Annotated in this window: 17 protein-coding genes; 11 read left to right on the top strand and 6 right to left on the bottom strand. The window is 67.0% G+C overall.

Translation table 11 applies throughout. From position 1 onward, the window contains the following. The first annotated feature begins 20 nt into the window (after positions 1 to 20). Entirely contained in the window at positions 21 to 1,727 is a 1,707-nt protein-coding gene (locus tag LNV28_RS05825) for a DUF8808 domain-containing protein (protein WP_263516044.1), read from the top strand. A gap of 152 nt (positions 1,728 to 1,879) precedes the next feature. On the opposite strand, the gene LNV28_RS05820 is transcribed toward LNV28_RS05825, so the two are convergent. Next, a complete protein-coding gene (locus LNV28_RS05820) occupies positions 1,880 to 2,740 on the bottom strand; it encodes a restriction endonuclease (protein ID WP_263516045.1) in 861 nt (286 codons plus the stop codon). Between the two features lie 312 nt (positions 2,741 to 3,052). On the opposite strand from LNV28_RS05820, the gene LNV28_RS05815 reads away from it, so the two are divergent. The 5 genes from LNV28_RS05815 to LNV28_RS05795 all read left to right on the top strand — a co-directional run bounded on the left by LNV28_RS05815 (position 3,053) and on the right by LNV28_RS05795 (position 4,873). Next, positions 3,053 to 3,310, top strand: coding sequence for a hypothetical protein (locus LNV28_RS05815; protein WP_263516046.1), 258 nt, complete (start codon positions 3,053 to 3,055; stop codon positions 3,308 to 3,310). A gap of 23 nt (positions 3,311 to 3,333) precedes the next feature. Continuing rightward, positions 3,334 to 3,576: a hypothetical protein gene (locus LNV28_RS05810; RefSeq protein ID WP_263516047.1), complete on the top strand. Its 243-nt coding sequence runs from the start codon at positions 3,334 to 3,336 to the stop codon at positions 3,574 to 3,576. Between the two features lie 111 nt (positions 3,577 to 3,687). Further along, complete coding sequence (locus LNV28_RS05805) at positions 3,688 to 4,050, top strand: hypothetical protein (RefSeq protein WP_263516048.1); 363 nt, start codon at positions 3,688 to 3,690, stop codon at positions 4,048 to 4,050. A 74-nt stretch (positions 4,051 to 4,124) separates the two neighbouring features. Beyond that, on the top strand, positions 4,125 to 4,463 hold the full coding sequence (locus LNV28_RS05800; protein ID WP_263516049.1) for a nucleotidyltransferase family protein: 339 nt from the start codon (positions 4,125 to 4,127) through the stop codon (positions 4,461 to 4,463). A gap of 143 nt (positions 4,464 to 4,606) precedes the next feature. Next, entirely contained in the window at positions 4,607 to 4,873 is a 267-nt protein-coding gene (locus LNV28_RS05795) for a hypothetical protein (RefSeq protein ID WP_263516050.1), read from the top strand. A 114-nt stretch (positions 4,874 to 4,987) separates the two neighbouring features. Here LNV28_RS05795 and LNV28_RS05790 read toward each other — a convergent pair whose 3' ends face one another. Further along, entirely contained in the window at positions 4,988 to 5,179 is a 192-nt protein-coding gene (locus tag LNV28_RS05790) for a hypothetical protein (RefSeq protein WP_263516051.1), read from the bottom strand. 407 nt (positions 5,180 to 5,586) lie between these two features. On the opposite strand from LNV28_RS05790, the gene LNV28_RS05785 reads away from it, so the two are divergent. Together LNV28_RS05785 and LNV28_RS05780 are read left to right on the top strand one after the other, a co-directional pair. After that, positions 5,587 to 9,696, top strand: coding sequence for a Pls/PosA family non-ribosomal peptide synthetase (locus tag LNV28_RS05785; RefSeq protein WP_411969907.1), 4,110 nt, complete (start codon positions 5,587 to 5,589; stop codon positions 9,694 to 9,696). A gap of 5 nt (positions 9,697 to 9,701) precedes the next feature. Then, complete coding sequence (locus LNV28_RS05780) at positions 9,702 to 10,274, top strand: 4'-phosphopantetheinyl transferase family protein (protein ID WP_263516052.1); 573 nt, start codon at positions 9,702 to 9,704, stop codon at positions 10,272 to 10,274. A gap of 10 nt (positions 10,275 to 10,284) precedes the next feature. Here LNV28_RS05780 and LNV28_RS05775 read toward each other — a convergent pair whose 3' ends face one another. Next, positions 10,285 to 10,761: an Lrp/AsnC family transcriptional regulator gene (locus LNV28_RS05775; protein WP_263516053.1), complete on the bottom strand. Its 477-nt coding sequence runs from the start codon at positions 10,759 to 10,761 to the stop codon at positions 10,285 to 10,287. Positions 10,762 to 11,233: 472 nt separating this feature from the next. On the opposite strand from LNV28_RS05775, the gene LNV28_RS05770 reads away from it, so the two are divergent. After that, complete coding sequence (locus tag LNV28_RS05770; protein ID WP_263516054.1) at positions 11,234 to 12,094, top strand: S1/P1 nuclease; 861 nt, start codon at positions 11,234 to 11,236, stop codon at positions 12,092 to 12,094. Positions 12,095 to 12,104: 10 nt separating this feature from the next. Here LNV28_RS05770 and LNV28_RS05765 read toward each other — a convergent pair whose 3' ends face one another. Continuing rightward, complete coding sequence (locus LNV28_RS05765; RefSeq protein WP_263517125.1) at positions 12,105 to 13,256, bottom strand: ABC transporter substrate-binding protein; 1,152 nt, start codon at positions 13,254 to 13,256, stop codon at positions 12,105 to 12,107. 198 nt (positions 13,257 to 13,454) lie between these two features. Between LNV28_RS05765 and LNV28_RS05760 the strand changes: the two genes are divergently transcribed. After that, complete coding sequence (locus tag LNV28_RS05760) at positions 13,455 to 15,137, top strand: M64 family metallopeptidase (RefSeq protein ID WP_263516055.1); 1,683 nt, start codon at positions 13,455 to 13,457, stop codon at positions 15,135 to 15,137. Between the two features lie 7 nt (positions 15,138 to 15,144). On the opposite strand, the gene LNV28_RS05755 is transcribed toward LNV28_RS05760, so the two are convergent. Continuing rightward, the gene (locus LNV28_RS05755; RefSeq protein ID WP_263516056.1) at positions 15,145 to 15,954 is read right to left on the bottom strand and encodes an AraC family transcriptional regulator; all 810 of its coding nucleotides are present in this window, start codon (positions 15,952 to 15,954) and stop codon (positions 15,145 to 15,147) included. Positions 15,955 to 16,136: 182 nt separating this feature from the next. Between LNV28_RS05755 and LNV28_RS05750 the strand changes: the two genes are divergently transcribed. Further along, positions 16,137 to 17,339, top strand: coding sequence for an MFS transporter (locus LNV28_RS05750; protein ID WP_263516057.1), 1,203 nt, complete (start codon positions 16,137 to 16,139; stop codon positions 17,337 to 17,339). Positions 17,340 to 17,362: 23 nt separating this feature from the next. On the opposite strand, the gene LNV28_RS05745 is transcribed toward LNV28_RS05750, so the two are convergent. Then, on the bottom strand, positions 17,363 to 17,902 hold the full coding sequence (locus LNV28_RS05745) for a VOC family protein (protein ID WP_263516058.1): 540 nt from the start codon (positions 17,900 to 17,902) through the stop codon (positions 17,363 to 17,365). Positions 17,903 to 18,071 lie beyond the last annotated feature (169 nt).

Below are 18,071 nucleotides of genomic sequence, written 5' to 3'. Positions count from 1 at the left end.
GCGCCTGATCGCCATTCGTCATGGATCAGCCAACTTCCGCTTTTTATGACCGTTATGCCAAGGATCTGGCGACACGCTATGAGGCAGCTCAGAGCGGCGTTTCCAAGTACTTCCCGGTCGCTTTTGCGGCAGGTGGCCGGATCTTGGATGTGGGAGCAGGCTCGGGGCGAGATATGGCCGAGCTGGCCCGCCAGGGGTATCAGGTTTACGGACTTGAGCCAAGCACTGCAATGCGTGCCGCAGCGGTACACGCCCATCCGGAGTTGGCTGAGCGCTTGGTAGCGGCGGCGCTGCCTGCAATTGGCGATCCGTTTGGCCAAGGCCTCTTGTTCGATGGCGTGCTATGCAGCGCGGTGCTGATGCATGTGCCGGACGCGGAACTGTTCGATGCAGTGTTCGCGCTACGCAAGCAACTCAAACCGAACGGGCGCTTGTTGCTGTCCCTGCCTTTGGCTCGCGATGATGTGCTGGACGGCGATCGGGACAAGGACGGGCGGCTTTTCCAGAACTACGCTCCAGATGCCATCAAATTGTTGCTCGAACGCCTGGGCTTTCAGCAGATCGGTCGCTGGGACAGCGACGACAGCATGGGTCGCAGCGGCATGCGCTGGTACACCGTGTTGTTCGAGTTGCGTGTCGGTGGTGCTGCGAGGGCGGTGGACCAGATCGAGGGAATACTGAATCGCGACAAGAAAGAGGCCACCTACAAACTGGCCTTGTTCCGCGCCTTGGCCGAGCTTGCGCTCAAAGAGCCGCGCTGCGTGCGTTGGCGGGCCGAGGGCATGGTTGGCGTGCCGCTGCGCCGCATTGCCGAAAAGTGGTTCCGCTATTACTGGCCCATCTTTGCGAGCGATCGTTTTGTACCGCAGTCGCGCAGTGAGGGTGCGGGCTCGGCCAAACAGTTGAAGTTCCGCTCCGCCATGTCCGCCTTGATGGCCCCCTACCAGGGCGAGGGCATGCACGGCGGCCTGTGCGCCTGGCAACAGGATGTCGCCGGGCACCGGCTGCGCGCAGACCAAGCCCAGGCCTTGGAAGCCTGCCTGCGGGTGATTGAGGCGGCGGTCCGCGAAGGGCCGGTGAGGCACTCGGGTTTGTCATCCGACGCGGGCGCGGTGTTCAGTTACGAGCCCGAGGAGCGGCTGGTGCTGATGCGCTCGGAGCTGTGGCATGAGCTGAGCCTGCTGGGCCATTGGGTCAGCGACGCGGTGGTGCTGCGCTGGGCCAGCCTGACTGAGAGCTTTGCTCAGCGCCAACACATCAGCGCTGGGGACGCTTTACCTTTGCTCCTGGCCGTGCCCGAACCTACCCGTCGAACTCAGCTGGCGCGGCAAGTGTTTGAACAGGGTGGTGCCAGCGAGTGTGTGTGGAGCCGAAAGCTGCTGAGTCCCAAATGGGCGGTGGACCATGTGATTCCGTTCTCGCTCTGGGGCAACAACGATTTGTGGAACCTGATGCCGGTGGACGAGAAGGTCAACGGCAGCAAGTCCGACAAGCTGCCTTCGGCCGAGCTGCTGCGCAGCCGCCAGCCGCAGATCATTGAGCATTGGCGCTTGTTGCGTGAGGCCTTGCCTCAACCCTTCGACGCCCAGGCCAGCCATCTGCTTGGCCGCACTTTGAGCGGGCCATTGAACTGGGAGCAAGAGCTTTTTGCCCGTATGCGTGAAGCGGTCGAACTAACGGCCATGCAGCGAGGTGTGGAGCGTTGGGAGCCTGTTATTGCCGGCTAATCGGCAGGCTCAGTTGGCTGTTTGATTGTTGAGAACATCAGGTGTAGGGAACACCGTCTTTGACGGTTCATTGTCCGAGCGAGGAGCGCCAAGGCTTTGAAGCCGTAGCTGCCACCTTTCGGCGGCACCAACCCACGCTTAGACGCGGCCTGCTACAACTCCTCTGTCACCTTGCAAGTTGGGTACGTCGAGCAACCCCAAAACTGCGCTCCGACATTGGCGCCCTTCTTCGCGGTTCTGACGAGCATGGGCGCCCCACAACCAGGGCATACATGTGAGCGAGCCGAGGCCGGCTCTTTGGCCATCTTGCTGGTGGTCGCAGCCCTTGAATGCCCCTCTGCCAAAGACTGCCTTGCTTGCTTGATCAAAACGAGCAGCCGTTCACCGTCGACAAGCTTCACATTCCGGCCGTTGGCAAATGCGACTGCATCAGCAGTGAAGCGACCCGACGTCACCACGAAGCCGCCAGCAGCGCCTTTGGCAGCCATCACGCCGTACAGCTCCCGAACCACGGTCACGCCGACCTTGAAGGCTTTCCATTGCTTGCACTGAACGAGGAACTGCTCCTTGCCCTTGGACAGGACGAGGTCCACACCGCCATCAGGTCCGCCGCCACCAAGCTCGACTACCGTGTAGCCCTGTAAGCGAAGCGCCTCGCCGACTAACACTTCGAATTCACGCCAGGACAAGCCGTCCAACGCTTCGGCACTTGGCGACTCGGCGACTCCGTCTATCAGATCTGACCGTCGGCGTTGCTTCCAGAAAGAAATAGCTGCGCCAATTCCGAATATCAAAGGCAGCAAGTATTGGCCGATGCCGGCGGCAGTTGAAACCATTGCAGATATCGCAACGGTGGCCATTTGACCCGGTGCCACAGCAACACTTGCCGGCTGTGCAGCGAACTTGTGAAGCACTGGGTAGCTGACCAAGCCGATTAGCAAGCTAGCCCACCATGGCAATGCTGCCGCGATCGATAGCAGGTCCTCGCCAACCCCCGTTCTTTTCTTCGCCACTTGTTGTTCTCCCTTGTGCACATGCCTCTGGGAAAGATGATACCGAGCGGTTGGGTCCGTAATGGAGTGATCGCCTAACCTCAAAACTGGTTGGCTTTGCCGGCTTCAATCTCGTTAACTAATTCATGAGCCGAGCCAGCTTCTGAGCTTGCTTCGAATGGTGCTGGGCATGGTGGTGCAGTGCGTCGAAAGGCTGAACTCTAGCGCTTGCGTGCGGAGGTCCAAAAAGGCGCAGATGGCTCATCTGGTGAGCCATCTGTCGCGGAAACTTCGCCACACCTCAACCAAACCAGAGCCATGAAGGGATATCCAATGAGCCACCGGAACGACCCCAACGAAACCACCACCCCCCGCGGCAAGTACGACGACCTCGCCATCGAACTGGCCGATCGCGTGGAGGCCCAGTTCAGCCTGCTCTATGTGCTGGGCGGAAACAAGGGCAATGGCATGTCCGTCCAGCACATGTACACCGAGGAAGAAAAGCCCGAGAAGATGCGGCTCATTGCCAAGACCTTCGACTTCCTGGCGGACTGGGCGCGCAAGGAAGCAGGTGATCGGGCCTCGCATTGAACAGGAGCGGTGGAGCAAGCGCCTTGAAATCAATGAATACGAATACGCCAACCCTGAAGCTGCGCTGCCCGGCCTGTGGGCAGATCGAGGGCGTGGAGCTCCTGTTCGGCATGCCGTCTGGGGAGGCGATGGCGGCCGCAGAGCGCGGCGAGATCGCGCTCGGGGGCTGCTGCATGCCTTGGGAGCCGGTGAACTATCGCTGTCTGAATTGCGAGTTTGAATGGGGCAAGCCGGAGGAGCCCGGTGAGCCTGGTGAGTTGGGCTAACCATGTGATGCCTGCCAGTGAGCCCCGCGACGCGCCCCAAGCGCCATCTCAGGATAATCACGCAACCCATCCATCCATCCACCGTCCCACCCCAGCCGCCCCAAGCCCCCCATGAGCGAATCCCCACTCCCCGAACGCCTGCACGCGCTGCTGGATGAGCGCGTGTTCAACTTTGCGCAGGCGGCGCAGCGGCACTTCAAGACCAATGACTTGGTGGTGCTGCTGGATTTCAGAGCGGAGACTCCGGAGCTGGAGGCCGTGCCGCGCCAGGCGCTGGCCGAGGCCGAGGAGCTGTCGCTGGAGGTCAAGCTGAAGCTTGCGCGGCCGGCATCTGCCTTGAGCCCGGTGTTCGGTGCGCCCGAGCAGCGGTTCTGGTTCTTGGTGATTTATGAAGATGAGGACTCCGACTGCAGCGCCATCAGCGCCGCAGAACAGGGCGCTGCGTTTGCGGGCAAGCTCTTGCCCGGCGCTTGAGGCTCGCTCGGGGCGGCTTTCTTTTTTACCTTCATGGTTGACGGCCCGTCTTCACTGCGGGTTGAATGGCGGACATGGACGACAGCACTCAGGCCTCTCACTTCTTATCCTTCATCACCAGCCGCCGGCCGCAGCTTGCTGAACTGTGCCAGCGCCACCACGCCCGCACGCTGCATCTGTTTGGCTCCGCCACGCGGGCCGATTTCAGGCCTGCTGACAGCGACCTGGACTTTTTGGTGGACTTTGACGGGGCTTTGCCGCCAGCCGCATATTCCCAGGCCTTTTTCGCACTCAAGCAAGGGCTGGAAGATTTGTTCAATCGCCCGGTCGACTTGCTGACGCCTGATGCTCTGCGCAACCCCTATCTGCGGCGCCGCATCGAGTCGGAACAGCTTGCTTTGTATGGCGCCTGATTCAGCCAAATACCTTGGGGATGTCCCGCTGAGAATGGCAGGCTAGTCCGCACTGCGCGTATCACACGGCAATCCGGAAGTCCCGAAGAAGTCATTTTCTGACAAGGACTTGGTATCACATTTCAAGCGCCATACGGCTCCAAATGAAACCCTCTCCTTTGCGCCGCCTGCTCGCCCAGCGAGCTGCCTCGGCCTCCACACCGGGGGCTGCCCCCGCAGCGCCGGAGCTGCCGCCCGAGCTGGCGCAGGCTCGCGCCCTGATCGCCGCCATCGACGCCGGTGGCATTCCGCTGTACCCGGGCAAGGTCAACCAGATCGCGCGGGCGCTGGGGCTGGAGGTGTCGCGCGAGGCGCCAGTGGAGGCGACGGTTGAGCGCATCCGCAGCTTGATGCTGCAGCTGCAGCTGTAGGTCTAGACCGCGCTGCCCAACGCGTGGCGATCAGCCGTTGAACCAGGGCGTTAGAGAAAACAAAACTGGGGCGGCTGGCACAACGCTGCCAGGCCGCCGGGCCGCCGCAGGCGTTCAAACGCCCTTGTAGCAAACCTGTTCCCAAGCCAGCTTGACCGGGTTGAACCAGGTGTAGCACTTGATGCCGTGGCCGGTGCTGGTGGCGCCTTCGCGGGCCTGGGCCAGGGTGGGCGGCAGGGCCAGGGGGGCGGCCACGGCCAGCAGGGTCAGGACACGAAGGCTGCGGGTGATCAAGGTCTTGCGCATGATGAGTAGGTCTCCAGGGTGGGTGAGGAGCTCAAGGGTCAAGCTCGGAGTGAAGAAAAGAAGAAAGAAGGAAAGAAAGGAAGCACTTGGCGCCAGTTCTTTCCCCCCTTCCTCAGCAGGACTAACGCGAAAGCCGTGCCAGCTCGGCCAGGCCTTATGAATCAAGGGCTTGGCGCTGCGGCCCTGGGGCCTCTGGGGCACGGACCCCAAGATCTGGGGGTTTGGGGCTGGGTGTGGGGGCGAGCTTGGGTGAAATGCCCCAGGCCTGTTGCTGCTGCTGCGCCAGAGCCCGGCCGCCGCCCCAGGCTCTACGATAGAGGGCAGCTGTAGCCACCCGCTTGGCTTGCTTGTCCTCCATTTTTCGCGGTGCTGCGACGCACTGCTTTGCTCCGACTGGCCCGATCTCCTTGACCCCTGCCGCAACCCCGCCCCCGATTCTTCGCGGCCCTGACCGCCCCGACCTGCTGCGCCGCGAGCTGCTGGCCGATCTGTTCGAAGCCACGGCGCGGCGCCTGCCCGAGCAGATCGCCCTGCGCCAGGGCGAGCGTTCGCTGAGCTATGCGGCGCTGGATGCGGCCGCTGACCTTGCGGCTTCGCGCCTGATCGCGGCCGGTGTGCGGCCGGGGCAGATCGTGGGGCTGTGGATGCCGCGCGGCATGGAGCTGCTGATCTTGCAGCTGGCCATTGCCAAGACCGGCGCGGCCTGGTTGCCCAGCGACGCCGACACGCCGGCCGAGCGGGTGGCCGTGTGCCTGGAGGATGCCGACGCGGCCGGCTTGCTGACCCCAGCCGCCTGGGCGGCCGAGCGCCTGGCCGGCCCTGCCAGCCTGGGCCGGCCGGTCTGGAGCGCCGAGGCCTTGCTGGCGCCGCCGCAGTCGGGCCTTGACGAGGGTGTGGACGAAGGCCCGCTGCGTCGCCGCGAAGGCGCCTTGCCCGAGCACACGGCCTATGTGATTTACACCTCGGGCTCGACGGGCAAGCCCAAGGGCATTGCCATCAGCCAGCGCAGCATCTGCCATTTCCTGCGCAGCGAGAACGAGGTGCTGGGCGTGCGCGCCAGCGACACGGTCTACCAGGGCTTCTCGGTCGCCTTTGACATGTCTTTCGAGGAGATCTGGATCAGCTACCTCGTCGGCGCCACGCTCTGGCTGGCGCCGCGCGAGATCGCCGCTGACCCCGACGCCCTGCCGCAGGCCCTGAACGCGCAAGGCGTGACCGTGCTGCACGCCGTGCCCACGCTGCTGGCCCTGTTCAACCAAGAGGTGCCGGGCCTGCGCATCATCAATCTGGGCGGTGAGATGTGCCCCGAGGCCTTGGTGGCGCGCTGGGCGCGGCCCGGCCGCCAGGTCTTCAACACCTACGGGCCGACCGAGGCCACGGTCTCGGCCAGTCTGGCCGAGCTGCAGGCGGGCGCGCCGGTCACCATCGGCCGGCCCCTGCCTAACTACCAGTTGATGGTGATTGCCGCCGATGTCGAGAACGGTTTGCGACTGCAGCCGCAAGGCGAAACCGGCGAGCTGTGCATCAGCGGCCCCGGTGTGGCGGCCGGCTATTTGGGCCGGCCCGAGCTGACGGCTGAGAAGTTCCTGCCCAACCCCTGGGCCCAAACGCCCGGTGGCGCCGATGGCCGGCTCTACCGCACGGGTGATCTGGCCCGCATCGACGAGGCGGGCCAGATCCATTGCCTGGGCCGGGTGGACGACCAGGTGAAGATCCGCGGCTTCCGTGTCGAGCTGGGCGAGATCGAGGCGGCCCTGGCCCACCAGCCCGGCGTGGGCACGGTGGCCGTGCTGCTGCGCCGCGATGCGGAAGAAGACCAGGAGCTGTTGATGGCCTACCTGGTGGCCGATGCGGTGGCAGCGGCGGCGTCAGGCGCGCTGCCCAGCGCCGCAGCCCTGCGCGCCGCGCTGGCCCACAGCCTGCCGCCCTATATGGTGCCCAGCCGCTTCGAGTGGCTGCCGGCCATGCCGCGCCTGAGCTCGGGCAAGATTGACCGCAACACGCTCAAGGCCCGGCCCCTGCTCGTGGACATGGCACCCGTGGAAGCCGAAGACGGCTCCGACCCCCCGCGCAGCGAGGCCGAGGCCGCGCTGTTCGCGGCCCTGCGCCGCCTCTTCCCCGGCCAGGCTCTGCGCCGCGAGGCCGACTTCTTCAGCGACCTGGGCGGCCATTCGCTGATGGCGGCGCGCCTGGCCTCGGCCCTGCGCGCCCAGCCCCGCTTTGCCGGCCTGACCGTGCGCCACATCTACCAGGGTCGCCGCATTGGCGCGATCGCCGAGGCCATGGAGGCCATGCGTGAGGCCGCACCCACCAGCGGCGCTGACACGGCCCCGCCCTGGCAACCGCCCTCGGCCTGGCGGCGCTGGCGCTGCGGTGCGGCCCAGGCCCTGGCCGTGCCCTTTTTGGTGGCGCTGCGCATGGCCAGCTGGCTGGCACCCTTCTTCACCTTTCACTTCTTCACCGGCGACCCGTCGGATTCGGTCGTCACGGCGGTGTGGATGTCGGTGGCCGTGTTCCTGGGCGCCACGGTGCTGGAGTTCGTGGTCGCCCTGGCCGGCAAATGGCTGCTGGCGGCGGGCCTGAAGCCGGGGCGCTACCCGCTCTGGGGCTTCACCTATTACCGCTGGTGGCTGGCTGACCGCTTGCTGGAGAACGCGCCGGTCTACTTCCTGGGCGGCTCTTCGCTCTATGTGGGCTGGCTGCGCCTGCTGGGCGCCAAGATCGGCCGCGAGGTGCTGATCGGCTCCATGACCGTGCGCGCGCCCGAGCTGCTGAGCATTGGCGACGGCGCCAGCATCGGCAATGCCGTCAATCTGGAAAACGCTCGCGTGCAGCAGGGCGAGCTGGTGCTGGGCCGCGTCGACATCGGCGCGAATGCTTACGTCGGCTCCTACTCGGTGCTGGAGGGCAACACGGCCGTGGCCGATTGGGGCCATGTCGAGGGCCAGTCGGCCCTGGCCGATGGCACGCGGGTGCCGGAGCGGCGCGTCTGGGGCGGCTCGCCGGCGCGCGATCTGCGCGCCTTCGACCCGAGCAGCCTGCGCCCGCGGCCCGTGGTGGGCCAGCTGCAGCGCTGGGGCGAAGCGGCCTTCTTTGTGGCCGGCGCCTTGCTGATCGCCACGCTGTTCTTCCTGCCGGTCTTCCCGACCTTCATGCTGATCGACAGCTTGGACAACCTGGACAATTTGGACGACTGGCCTTCCCTGAACTGGCTGCAGGGCGAGGTGCTGTGGCTGCAGCTGCTGCGTTACTTCCTTTTCGCCCTGCCGGCCAGCGCGGTGCTGATCGTCATCACCGCCCTGCTCTCGGCGGCCATCCGCTGGGGCGTGCTGCCGCGCCTGATGAAGGGCACATGGCCGGTGCACAGCTGGGTCTACTGCAGCAAGTGGCTGGTCAACCAGATCCAGGAATCGAGCCTGCAAGGCCTGCATGGCGTGTATGCCACCGTGTTCGCGCCCTGGTGGTACCGCCTGCTGGGCGCGCGCGTGGGCCGCGATGCCGAGATCTCCACCGCCCTGGGCGTGGTGCCCGATATGTTGACCCTGGGCGACGAGACCTTCATCGCCGACGCGGTGCTGCTGGGCGATGAAGAGATCGACGGCGGCTGGATGACGGTGCGGCCCACGGTGGTGTCGCGGCGCAGCTTTGTCGGCAACGGCGCGTACGTGCCCGATGGCACGACCATCCCCGAGAACGTGCTGATCGGCGTGCTCTCGCGGGCGCCCGAGGGCGGGCAGATGAAGAGCGGCGACACCTGGCTGGGCACGCCGCCCATCAACCTGCCGGCGCGCGAGACGGTGCAGGGCTACCCCGAGCACCTGACCTTCCGCCCCTCGCCGCTGCGCCGCCTGGGCCGTGGCCTGATCGAGACCTTCCGCATCGTTGCGCCGCATGCCATCGTCATCGCCACCGGCTACACCATCGTGCTCGACGTCATGCCCGACGCCAGCGATGGCCGCTGGGGCCTGGTGGCCTGGGAGCTGACCGAATCGGGCCTGCTCTTCGGCCTGGCCTGCTTTGTCTTCGTGGCCTTGTTCAAGTGGCTGCTGCTGGGCCGCTACCGGCCGCGCGCCGTGCCCATGTGGACGCCGTTTGTCTGGGTTTCGGAGGCGGCCACCAATCTCTACGAGGGCATTGCCGTACCCAACTTCATGCGCTTTCTGCGCGGCACGCCTTGGCTGCCCTTGGCCTTCCGCCTGCTGGGCTGCAAGATCGGCCGCGGTGTCTACCTGGACACCACCGACATCACCGAGTTTGACTGCGTGCACATCGGCGCCTACAGCGAGCTCAACGCCTTGAGCTGCCCGCAGACCCATCTCTTCGAAGATCGGGTCATGAAAATTGACCATGTGCACATCGGCGAGCGCGTCACCATCGGCGCGCGCAGCACGGTGCTTTACGGCGCCAGCGTCGGTGACGGCGCGCGCCTAGGCCCCATGACCCTGGTGATGAAGGGCGAGAACATCCCGGCCGGCTCCGCCTGGAGTGGCTGCCCGGCCGCGCCGCAGGGCGCCTGAGCAGGATGGCCGAGCGGGGCGCTCCGTTCTCGGTCTGCCTGTGGCCGGCGTGCAAGCCCGCGCCTGATCAGCGCGTGTTCGTGCTGGCGCTCGGTGGGGCTTCTTCCGGCCGCTCCGAAGCCCGCGCCGCCGCCCGCCTGGCCGCGCGCCAAGCCCTGGCCGCACAGCTGGGCCAGCCGCTGGACGCCGTGCAGCTCCACGCTCCGCCCGGCCAGCCGCCCCAGGTCCTGGGCCGGCCGGACATCGGCTTGTCTTTCAGCCATGAAGCGGGTTTGAGCTTGGTGGCGGTGAACCTGGACGGGCCGGTGGGGGTGGATGTGGTCTGCGCAGAAGCGCCGCCTGATTGGGCCGCCGTGGCGCGCGACTACCTCGGCCCGCAGGCTGTGGCTTTGGGCGCCGCCGGGTTCGCCCCGGCCTGGGCGGTGCTGGAGGCCCAGCTCAAGTGCTGTGGCCAAGCGCTGACCGAGTGGTCGCCCGAGCGGGAAAGCCTTTTGGCGGCGGCTTGCCGCAGCATGGGCCTTCAGCTGCCGTCCGCTTGGCCTGGGTTTGTTGCCGCGCTGGCGGTGCCCAGGTCTTGATGCCGCGAGGCTATGGCGCGCTGGCCGTGACCGGCACGCTGGTGCGCGCAATCACCTGCTGCAGCACAAAGCTCGAGTGCACGCCGGTGACGCCCTGGATGCGGGTCAGCTTGCCCAGAAGCAGGCTTTGGAAATGGTCCATGTCGCGGACGATGATCTTGAGCTGGTAGTCGGCCGCCTGGCCGGTGATGAGCAGGCATTCCAGCACCTCGGGCAGCACCCGCACCGAGGCTTCGAAATTGGCAAAGCGCTCGGGCGTGTGCTGGTCCATGGAGATGTGCACCAGGGCCATCAGCGCCAGGCCCAGCTTTTTGGCGTCCAGCAGGGCCCGGTAGCCGGTGATCAGGCCGCTTTCTTCCAGCGCCCGCACCCGCCGCAAGCAGGGCGAGGGCGAGAGGCCCACGCGCTCGGCCAGGTCTTGGTTGGCGATGCGGCCGTCTTCCTGCAGCACATCGAGAATCTGGCGGTCAATGCGGTCCAATTCCATGGTGATGCCTTTTCATATTTGAATTGCGCAATTTTCTGCCAAACAAAGACAGAAGTCTGCCATCTTCGCAATTTTCTGCCCGAGCCCGCGGCCTACACTGAAAGCACTGCGAGAGATCGCAACTGACCACCGCCGAGCCGGACCCCGGCCCGGCGGACATGCAGCCCCGCGGCACCCCCGCGCGGTGCAGGGCCGGCGCCAAGAGCGCCGCAACTTCAGCCCCTGCAGCCCCGAGAACCCCGAGCACCACAAGCGCTTGGGGTTTTTTCTTTGCGGCTGACTCTTTCATTCACTTCCCTAGGGCGTGCGCTTTGCGCAGAAGCCCAGCCCAGCCGCGCCCGGGCCGGCCCTGAAGCTGGGCACAATGGCGAGTGCGCAACCGTTTGCGCGTGGATGGCGAGCCGCTTCGGGCCGTGCATCCCGGCCCTCCGTTGTTCTCCGTTTCTCTCCGTTTCTTTGAGCTGGATTCCTCTTGCAGATCGCCTTCCGCCCCCACGCCTCCCTCGCTTCTTCAGCTCCCTCCGCCTCCCCCCTCTCGCGCTTTCGCCCGCTGGCGCTGCTGGCCGGCCTGGCCCTGGCCGCGCCGCTGTTGCTGAGCAGCGCGCCGGCCCAAGCCTGGGGCGCCGAGGGCCACCGCCTGGTCGCCAGCGTGGCCGAGCAGGGCCTGAGCCCGGCCGCCCGCGCCGAGGTGCAGCGCTTGCTGGCGCTGGAGCCCGGCAGCACCCTGGCCTCCATCTCCACCTGGGCTGACGAGCACCGCTCGCCGCAGACCGGGCCCTGGCACTACGTGAACTTCCCGCGTGACGGCGGCTGCAGTTTTGAGCCGACGCGTGACTGCGAGGACGGCGCTTGCGTGGTCGGCGCGATCGAGCGTCAGGTCGAGGTGCTGAAGAACGCCCGCGCCACGGACGAGGCGCGCCTCAAGGCGCTCAAGTACGTGGTCCATCTGGTGGCCGATGTGCACCAGCCCCTGCACGCCGGCTTTGCCGACGACCGCGGCGGCAACAGCTACCAGGTGCAAGGCTTTGGCCGCGGCTCGAACCTGCATTCGCTCTGGGATTCGGGCCTGATGCGCAACCGCGCCGGTGGCGCCGAGGCCTTGCAGCAGGAGCTGAGTGCCGGTCAGGGCAGCCAGCGCATGCCCGCCGCCGAGAGTCGCGCGGCGGCGCTGTGGGCGGGCGAGTCCTGCCGCCTGGTGGCCGCGCCGGGCTTTTACCCGGACGGCCACAAGGTCGACCAGAGCTATGCCGATGCCCATGAGCCGGCCCTGCGCCAACGCCTGAGCGAGGCCGCGCGCCGCCTGGCCGGAGTCTTGAACAGCAGCCTGCAGTAAGTAAGGCCGCCTATTTGCCGACGCGCAACTCGACCCAGTCCGAGCCCTGACGCTGCTGCGGGCCCAGGGTCAAGCGGAAGCCGCCGAGGTCGAGGCTGCCGATGGCGCCCAGGCCCTCGGCGACGCTGGCTCGGCTCAGTGGCAAGCGGGCGTGGCGCAGGCCCTCGGCCATCACCCGGGCGGCGATATAGCCCTCCAGGCTGATGGCGTCGAAGCTGCTGTCCCCATGGGCGCGCATGGCCTGCTGGTAGTCGGCCACCACGGGCAGCTGGCGGTTCTCGGCATCGGGCACCACCTGGGCCATGGTCAGGCCCTTCATGGCCGAGCCCAGGGCCTGGCGCAGCGGCTCCAGGCCGGTGAAAGACAAGGTGTAGAAGCGGCCACGGTAGCCCTTGGCGCGCGCCAGCTTCACGGCGGCGGCACAGCTGCCATAGGTGCTGACCATGAAGATGGCCTCGCCCTGGCCATGGGCCAGCAAGCGGCCGATGGCTTGCTCCATGTCCTCGCTGTTGCGCTTGTGCGAGCTGGCCAGGCCCAGGCTGAGGCCCATCTGGGTGGCCGCGCCGCGCATCGATTCGAGCCCGGCGCGGCCGAACAGATCGGCCTGGTAGAGCAAGTCCACGGTTTTCACGCCATCGGCCTTCATGGCCCGAGCCAGGGCCAGGCCTTCCTGGCTGTAGCTGGCGCGCACATTGAAGACCAGGGTTTGCTGCGGTTCGCGCAGAAAGTCGGCCCCGGTGTAAGGGCCGACAAAGGCGATGCCGGCGCGCTTGACCAGGGGCTGCACCGCCATGGAGGTGGGCGTGCCGACATAACCGAACAGGGCCAGCACACGCGGGTCGTCCAGCAGCATGCGGGTGTTGGCTTCGGCACGCTCGGGTTCGTAGGCATCGTCCTGCACATGGAGCACGATGCTGGCACCGTGGATGCCGCCCTGGTGCTTGATGTGGGCGAACGCGGCTTGCGCGCCGGCATGGAAGCGCCGGCCCAGGCTGCCGGCCGGGCCGCTGAGCGCCGCCGAGGCCCCGAGATGGATTTCACCGCCAGCGGCCACCGCAGCCACCGGCCCTGTGGCCACGCAGGCCGACAAGGCCGCCAGATCGGCGAGCCAGCGCCGCCGCAAGGCATCAGGGTGGCTGAGCGGGGTCGGGAGTTGCGGCATCAAGCGTGGGCGATGGAAAGGCCAGACAGGAGGCGACGGGTGTCAGTCTACGCGCTGACCCAGGGCTTGCCCCAATGGGATCGTCCCTGAGGCTTGCATCGATTCGCGCCCCGGCCGCCGAATGCGTACAAGGCCGGCTGCCGGCTCCCAGCGCAAGATCGCGGCCATCTCGAACCCCGCTTTCGGAGGAGCCCTGATATGAAGCCCTTGCATCCCTCGCGCAGCTCTCGCTCCCGCCGCCCTCGCTCCCGCCGTTGCGCGGCGCTGGCCGCCCTGTTGCTGGCGCTGTCGACCGGCGCCATGGCGCAGGACCTGATGCTGCGCATCCGCTTCGACGCGGCCAGCCAGCGCTACCAGCTGACCCATGCCCAAGAGGGCCGCTTCGCCGGCCAGCCCGAGCTGCCCGATGCGCGCGACAGCGACCTGATCGTCCTGGCCCGCAACGCCGCCGGCCAGGAGCTGTACCGCCGCACGCTGCGCCACCCGGGCCAGCACATGGCCGAAGTCTTCGACCCCAAGACCGGCCAGATTGTCGAGGCGCGCGCTATCCAGCGCGACGGCGTGGTGGAGCTGCGCCTGCCGCACCTGGCCGAGGTGGCGACGCTGGAGCTGCAGGACCAGCGCGCGGCGCACGGCAGCAAGAGCAGGCCCGGGCAGCTGGAGCCGCTCAGTGCCAGCAATGCCTTGCTGCGCCTGAACCGGCAAGAGCTCAGCGAGTTGGTGGCACAGAGCCAGGCGCCCGCAGCGGCTCGCGGCTTGGAGGCCACGGCGGTGCCCAGCGGCAGCGCCCTGCTTTGGAACAGCGGCGCCAGCGGCCAGCGCATGGACATCGTGCTGATCGGCGACGGCTACAGCAGCGCAGAGCTGGGCAAGTGGCAAACGGACGCGCAGAAGATCAGCAGCGGCATCCTGGCCGACCCGCTGTTTGCGGCCTACAAGAACTCCTTCAATGTCCGTCGGGTCGACATCGCCAGCCCGCAGTCGGGCGTCAGCGAAGGTGGCGTGACGCGCCAGCCGGCGCTGGGCACGGTGATCGGCTGCTACGGCCTGGCGCGCCTGGTTTGCGCTGACGAGGCCAAGGTGCTGGCCGCGGTGGGCAGCGTGACGGCGGCCGATGCGCGCGACGTCATCATCGTCGTGGCCAACAGCACGACCTACGGCGGCGCCGGCGGCAATATCGGCACCATGACCATGCATCCGTCCTCGATCGAGATCGCCCTGCATGAGATCGGCCACACCGCCTTCAAGCTGGCCGACGAGTACGACTACGGCACCTGCGCCACCAACAGCGAGCCGAGCGAAGTCAACGTCACCCGCGGCAGCAGCCGCAGCACGGCCAAATGGGGCAGCTTGATCGCCAGCGGCACGGCCGTGCCCACCCAGCCGGGCAGTTATGCCAACGGCACCCTGGGTCTGTTTGTCGGTGCCAAGTACTGCACCAGCGGCGTCTACCGCCCGACTGAAAATTCACGCATGCGCACTCTGGGCCAGCCCTGGCACAAGGTCAACGAGAACCGTGCGGGCGCGGTGTTTGCGTCCTACACGGGCAGCACCCCGCCCGACACCGGTGGCGCGGTCACGGTCAATGGCAGCTTGGCCGCGGCCGGCGCGACCGCCTCGCACCCCGGCGGCTCTCCGGGCTATGTGCAGAGCCTGTCGGGCGGCAGCTTCACGCTCAAGCTCAGTGGGCCTGCCACTGCCAATTTCAACCTGAGCCTGTACAAATGGAACGGCTCGGCCTGGGCCGTGGTGGCGAAGTCGGAGCTGGCAGGATCCACCGAAAACATCAGTTATGCCGGTACGGCCGGCTACTACTACGCCCAAGTCAGCTCGGCGGCGGGCTCGGGCAGCTACAGCCTGAGCTACACCTTCCCGAAGTAAGCGGACCTCAAAGACCCGGCGGCTCCCAGAACCAGGCGCCGCTGGCTACCTGGGCCGCCTGCTGACGGTAGCTGGACGGCGCCATGCCGACGATGGACTTGAACTGGCGGCTGAACTGCGCCTGGTCGTAGAAGCCGCAGGCCAGGGCCACGTCGAGCAGGGGCTCCTGGCTGCCACGCAGCAAGGCGCAGGCCGCGCGCACGCGGCTGCGCAGGATGAAGGCCATGGGGCTGAGGCCGTAGATGCGCTTGACCAGGGCCGACAGACGCTCCGGGCTGAGGCCGGCTTCCTCGGCCAGCTCGGACAGCAGCACGCGCCGTTCGCTGTGCTTGGTCATGCGGTCCACGGCCTGCACCAGGCCGGCTTCTGCCTCGCCACGTGGCACGCCGGGCACATCGCGCGAGAGGCAGAGCAGGCCGGCCAGTTCGCCCTCGCGGCTGCACAGCGGGTATTTGTGCGTGACGCACCAGCCGGCCTGGCGGTCGGGCAGCAAGATGGGGTCGAGCTGGTAGAGCAGCGGCTGCTGGCGCGCGAGCACCCAGTCGTCCTGTTCGCGGTAGCGCACGGCCAGATCGGCCGGCCAGAGCTCGGCCGCGCGCCGCCCGTGCAGCTTCTCGTCCGGGTTCAGGCCCAGACGCTGCTGCAAGGATTGGTTGAAGGACACATAGCGGCCGGCGCGGTCCTTGACCACGAAGAGATAGCCCGGCACGCCATCGAACAGCAGGGCGGTCTGGGCGGCGCCAAACAGCAAGGCTTGCTCAGCGGCAGAAGGTGGCGCGGCGACCGGCACCGCCGCGCTGCGAGGAAGGGTAGGCATGGAAACACGCCTCGAATTCTTTCGATGGGCGCATCGTCGCCGAAAAGGCTTGGATAACGCCGCCCTTGCAGGGCAAGTCCCGATGTCGATTTCCCTGCTTCGAAAGTGCGCGGGCGGCCGAGCCTTCACTTCGATCTGCCGCCGCGCCTTGGGCTGAAACCTGCGGGTGGTAGAACCTCGCCATGCCGCTTCCTTCTCTCGATGCTCGCCACCGCACCGTGGCCGCCCTGGGCGTGGCCCAAACCCTGGCCTGGGCTTCCAGCTACTACCTGCCGGCTTTGCTGGCTTCAGCCATGGCGCGCGAACTGGGCCTGGCCTCGGCGACCATCTTTGCGGCCTTCTCGGCGGCGTTGCTGGCTTCGGCCGTGGTCGGGCCCTATGCCGGCCGCTGCATCGACCGCTGGGGCGGGCGGCCGGTGCTCATGCTCAGCAATCTCGTGTTTGCCCTGGGACTGTTGGCCTTGAGCCAGGCGCAAGGTTTGCTCAGCTTGTTCCTGGCCTGGTTGATCATGGGCCTGGCCATGGGCGCAGGCTTGTACGAAGCGGCCTTTGCCACCCTGGTGCGCCTGTACGGCCGTGAGGCGCGCAATGCCATCACCGGCATCACCTTGATCGCCGGCTTTGCCTCGACCGTGGGCTGGCCCCTGACCGGCTGGCTGGAGGCCCACTGGGGCTGGCGCGCAGCCTGCATGGCCTGGGCCGGACTGCATCTGCTGCTGGCGCTGCCGCTCAATTTCAGCGTGCCCCGGGCTCAGAGGCTGGTGGTGGCTGCACCGGAGCTGGCGGGCGCTTCAGCCGAGCCGGTGGAGGCCGAAGTACCGGCGACCGCACCTGCCTGGCGATCGGTGCTGATCTTGTCCTGGGTGTTCGCGGTGACATGGTTCATCAGCACCGCCATGGCCGCGCACTTGCCCCGCTTGCTGATGGCGGGGGGAGTCAGCCTGGCGGCGGCGGTGGCCGTGGGCGCCTTGATCGGGCCGGCCCAGGTGGCCGCCCGGCTGCTGGAATTTGGCGTGCTGCGCCATGTCCACCCGCTCTTGTCGGCGCGCCTGGCCACGCTGATGCACCCGGTGGCAGCGGCCTTGCTGGCGCTGCTGGGGGCGCCACTGGCCACGGCGTTTGCGCTGCTGCACGGGGCGGGCAACGGCATCCTCACCATCGCCAAAGGCACCCTGCCTCTGATCTTGTTCGGCCCGCATGGCTATGGCCAGCGCCAGGGCTGGATGATGGTGCCGGCGCGTCTGGCCCAGGCGCTTGCGCCCTGGTTGTTCGGCCTGTGCCTGGACCGCTGGGGCGCGCAATCGCTGTGGCTGTCCTGCGGATTGGGGCTGCTGGCCTTTCTGGCCTTGTTGGCCCTGCCCAAACCAACGCCTGGCAGGGCCTGAGCGGCCGGCCCGCTGTCACGGCATCACGGCGCGGCGAACTCCTGCTCGTGCAGCCAGGCGGCATGCTTGACGGTACGGCGGGTGCGGCTCCACTCTTCGATCATGGCCGGAGCCAGTTCGCGCAAGCGCTCCAGCTGGCCCGGCTTGACCGTGTTGGCCGCCAGCTCGATGCGGTGGCCGTTGGGGTCGTGCAGGTAGATGGACTGGAAGATCTCGTGGTTGGTCGGGCCCACCACGTCGATGCCCAGGGCCACGAGCTTGGCCTTGGTGCGCTCCAGCGTGGCCACGTCTTCGACCTGGAAAGCCAGGTGCTGCACCCAGGCCGGGGTGTTCTCGTCGCGGCCTTGCGGTGGCGACTCGGGCAGTTCGAAAAAGGCCAGCACATTGCCGCGACCGGCGTCGAGGAAGATGTGCATATAGGGGTTGGCCTCCTTGGTCGAGGGCACGCGGTCCTCGGAGATGGCCAGCAGCAGGTCCATGTCCAGCGTCTCTTTGTAGAAGCGGATGGTTTCCTGCACATCGCGGCAGCGGTAGGCGACGTGGTGAATGCCTTGGGTCAACATGATGTTTGTCTCCTGCGAGTTAGAGATGTCGAGTCGTACGCGCTCTGAGGCTGGGAGATTTCGTCGCGAGCGGCTGTCAGGCTAGGCGGACGGAGCGCAGGAACCGGAACGTACTTCCTGTACGTGAGGATTCCGAGCATTCGGCCAACGACGCATGGCAGTCGCGCAG

The sequence above is a fragment of the Paucibacter sp. DJ2R-2 genome, from assembly GCF_025717675.1.
Classification (GTDB): Bacteria; Pseudomonadota; Gammaproteobacteria; order Burkholderiales; family Burkholderiaceae_C; genus Paucibacter_A.
Note: the sequence above shows the minus strand (reverse complement) of the source record. Positions and strands in the feature narration are given on the sequence as shown.

Coding starts and splice junctions, on each gene's coding strand:
- LNV28_RS05825 (WP_263516044.1), top strand. CDS start 21: ATGGATCAGCCAACTTCCGCTTTTTATGACCGTTATGCCAAGGATCTG.
- LNV28_RS05815 (WP_263516046.1), top strand. CDS start 3,053: ATGAGCCACCGGAACGACCCCAACGAAACCACCACCCCCCGCGGCAAG.
- LNV28_RS05805 (WP_263516048.1), top strand. CDS start 3,688: ATGAGCGAATCCCCACTCCCCGAACGCCTGCACGCGCTGCTGGATGAG.
- LNV28_RS05800 (WP_263516049.1), top strand. CDS start 4,125: ATGGACGACAGCACTCAGGCCTCTCACTTCTTATCCTTCATCACCAGC.
- LNV28_RS05795 (WP_263516050.1), top strand. CDS start 4,607: ATGAAACCCTCTCCTTTGCGCCGCCTGCTCGCCCAGCGAGCTGCCTCG.
- LNV28_RS05790 (WP_263516051.1), bottom strand. CDS start 5,179: ATGCGCAAGACCTTGATCACCCGCAGCCTTCGTGTCCTGACCCTGCTG.
- LNV28_RS05780 (WP_263516052.1), top strand. CDS start 9,702: ATGGCCGAGCGGGGCGCTCCGTTCTCGGTCTGCCTGTGGCCGGCGTGC.
- LNV28_RS05775 (WP_263516053.1), bottom strand. CDS start 10,761: ATGGAATTGGACCGCATTGACCGCCAGATTCTCGATGTGCTGCAGGAA.
- LNV28_RS05765 (WP_263517125.1), bottom strand. CDS start 13,256: ATGCCGCAACTCCCGACCCCGCTCAGCCACCCTGATGCCTTGCGGCGG.
- LNV28_RS05760 (WP_263516055.1), top strand. CDS start 13,455: ATGAAGCCCTTGCATCCCTCGCGCAGCTCTCGCTCCCGCCGCCCTCGC.
- LNV28_RS05755 (WP_263516056.1), bottom strand. CDS start 15,954: ATGCCTACCCTTCCTCGCAGCGCGGCGGTGCCGGTCGCCGCGCCACCT.
- LNV28_RS05750 (WP_263516057.1), top strand. CDS start 16,137: ATGCCGCTTCCTTCTCTCGATGCTCGCCACCGCACCGTGGCCGCCCTG.
- LNV28_RS05745 (WP_263516058.1), bottom strand. CDS start 17,902: ATGTTGACCCAAGGCATTCACCACGTCGCCTACCGCTGCCGCGATGTG.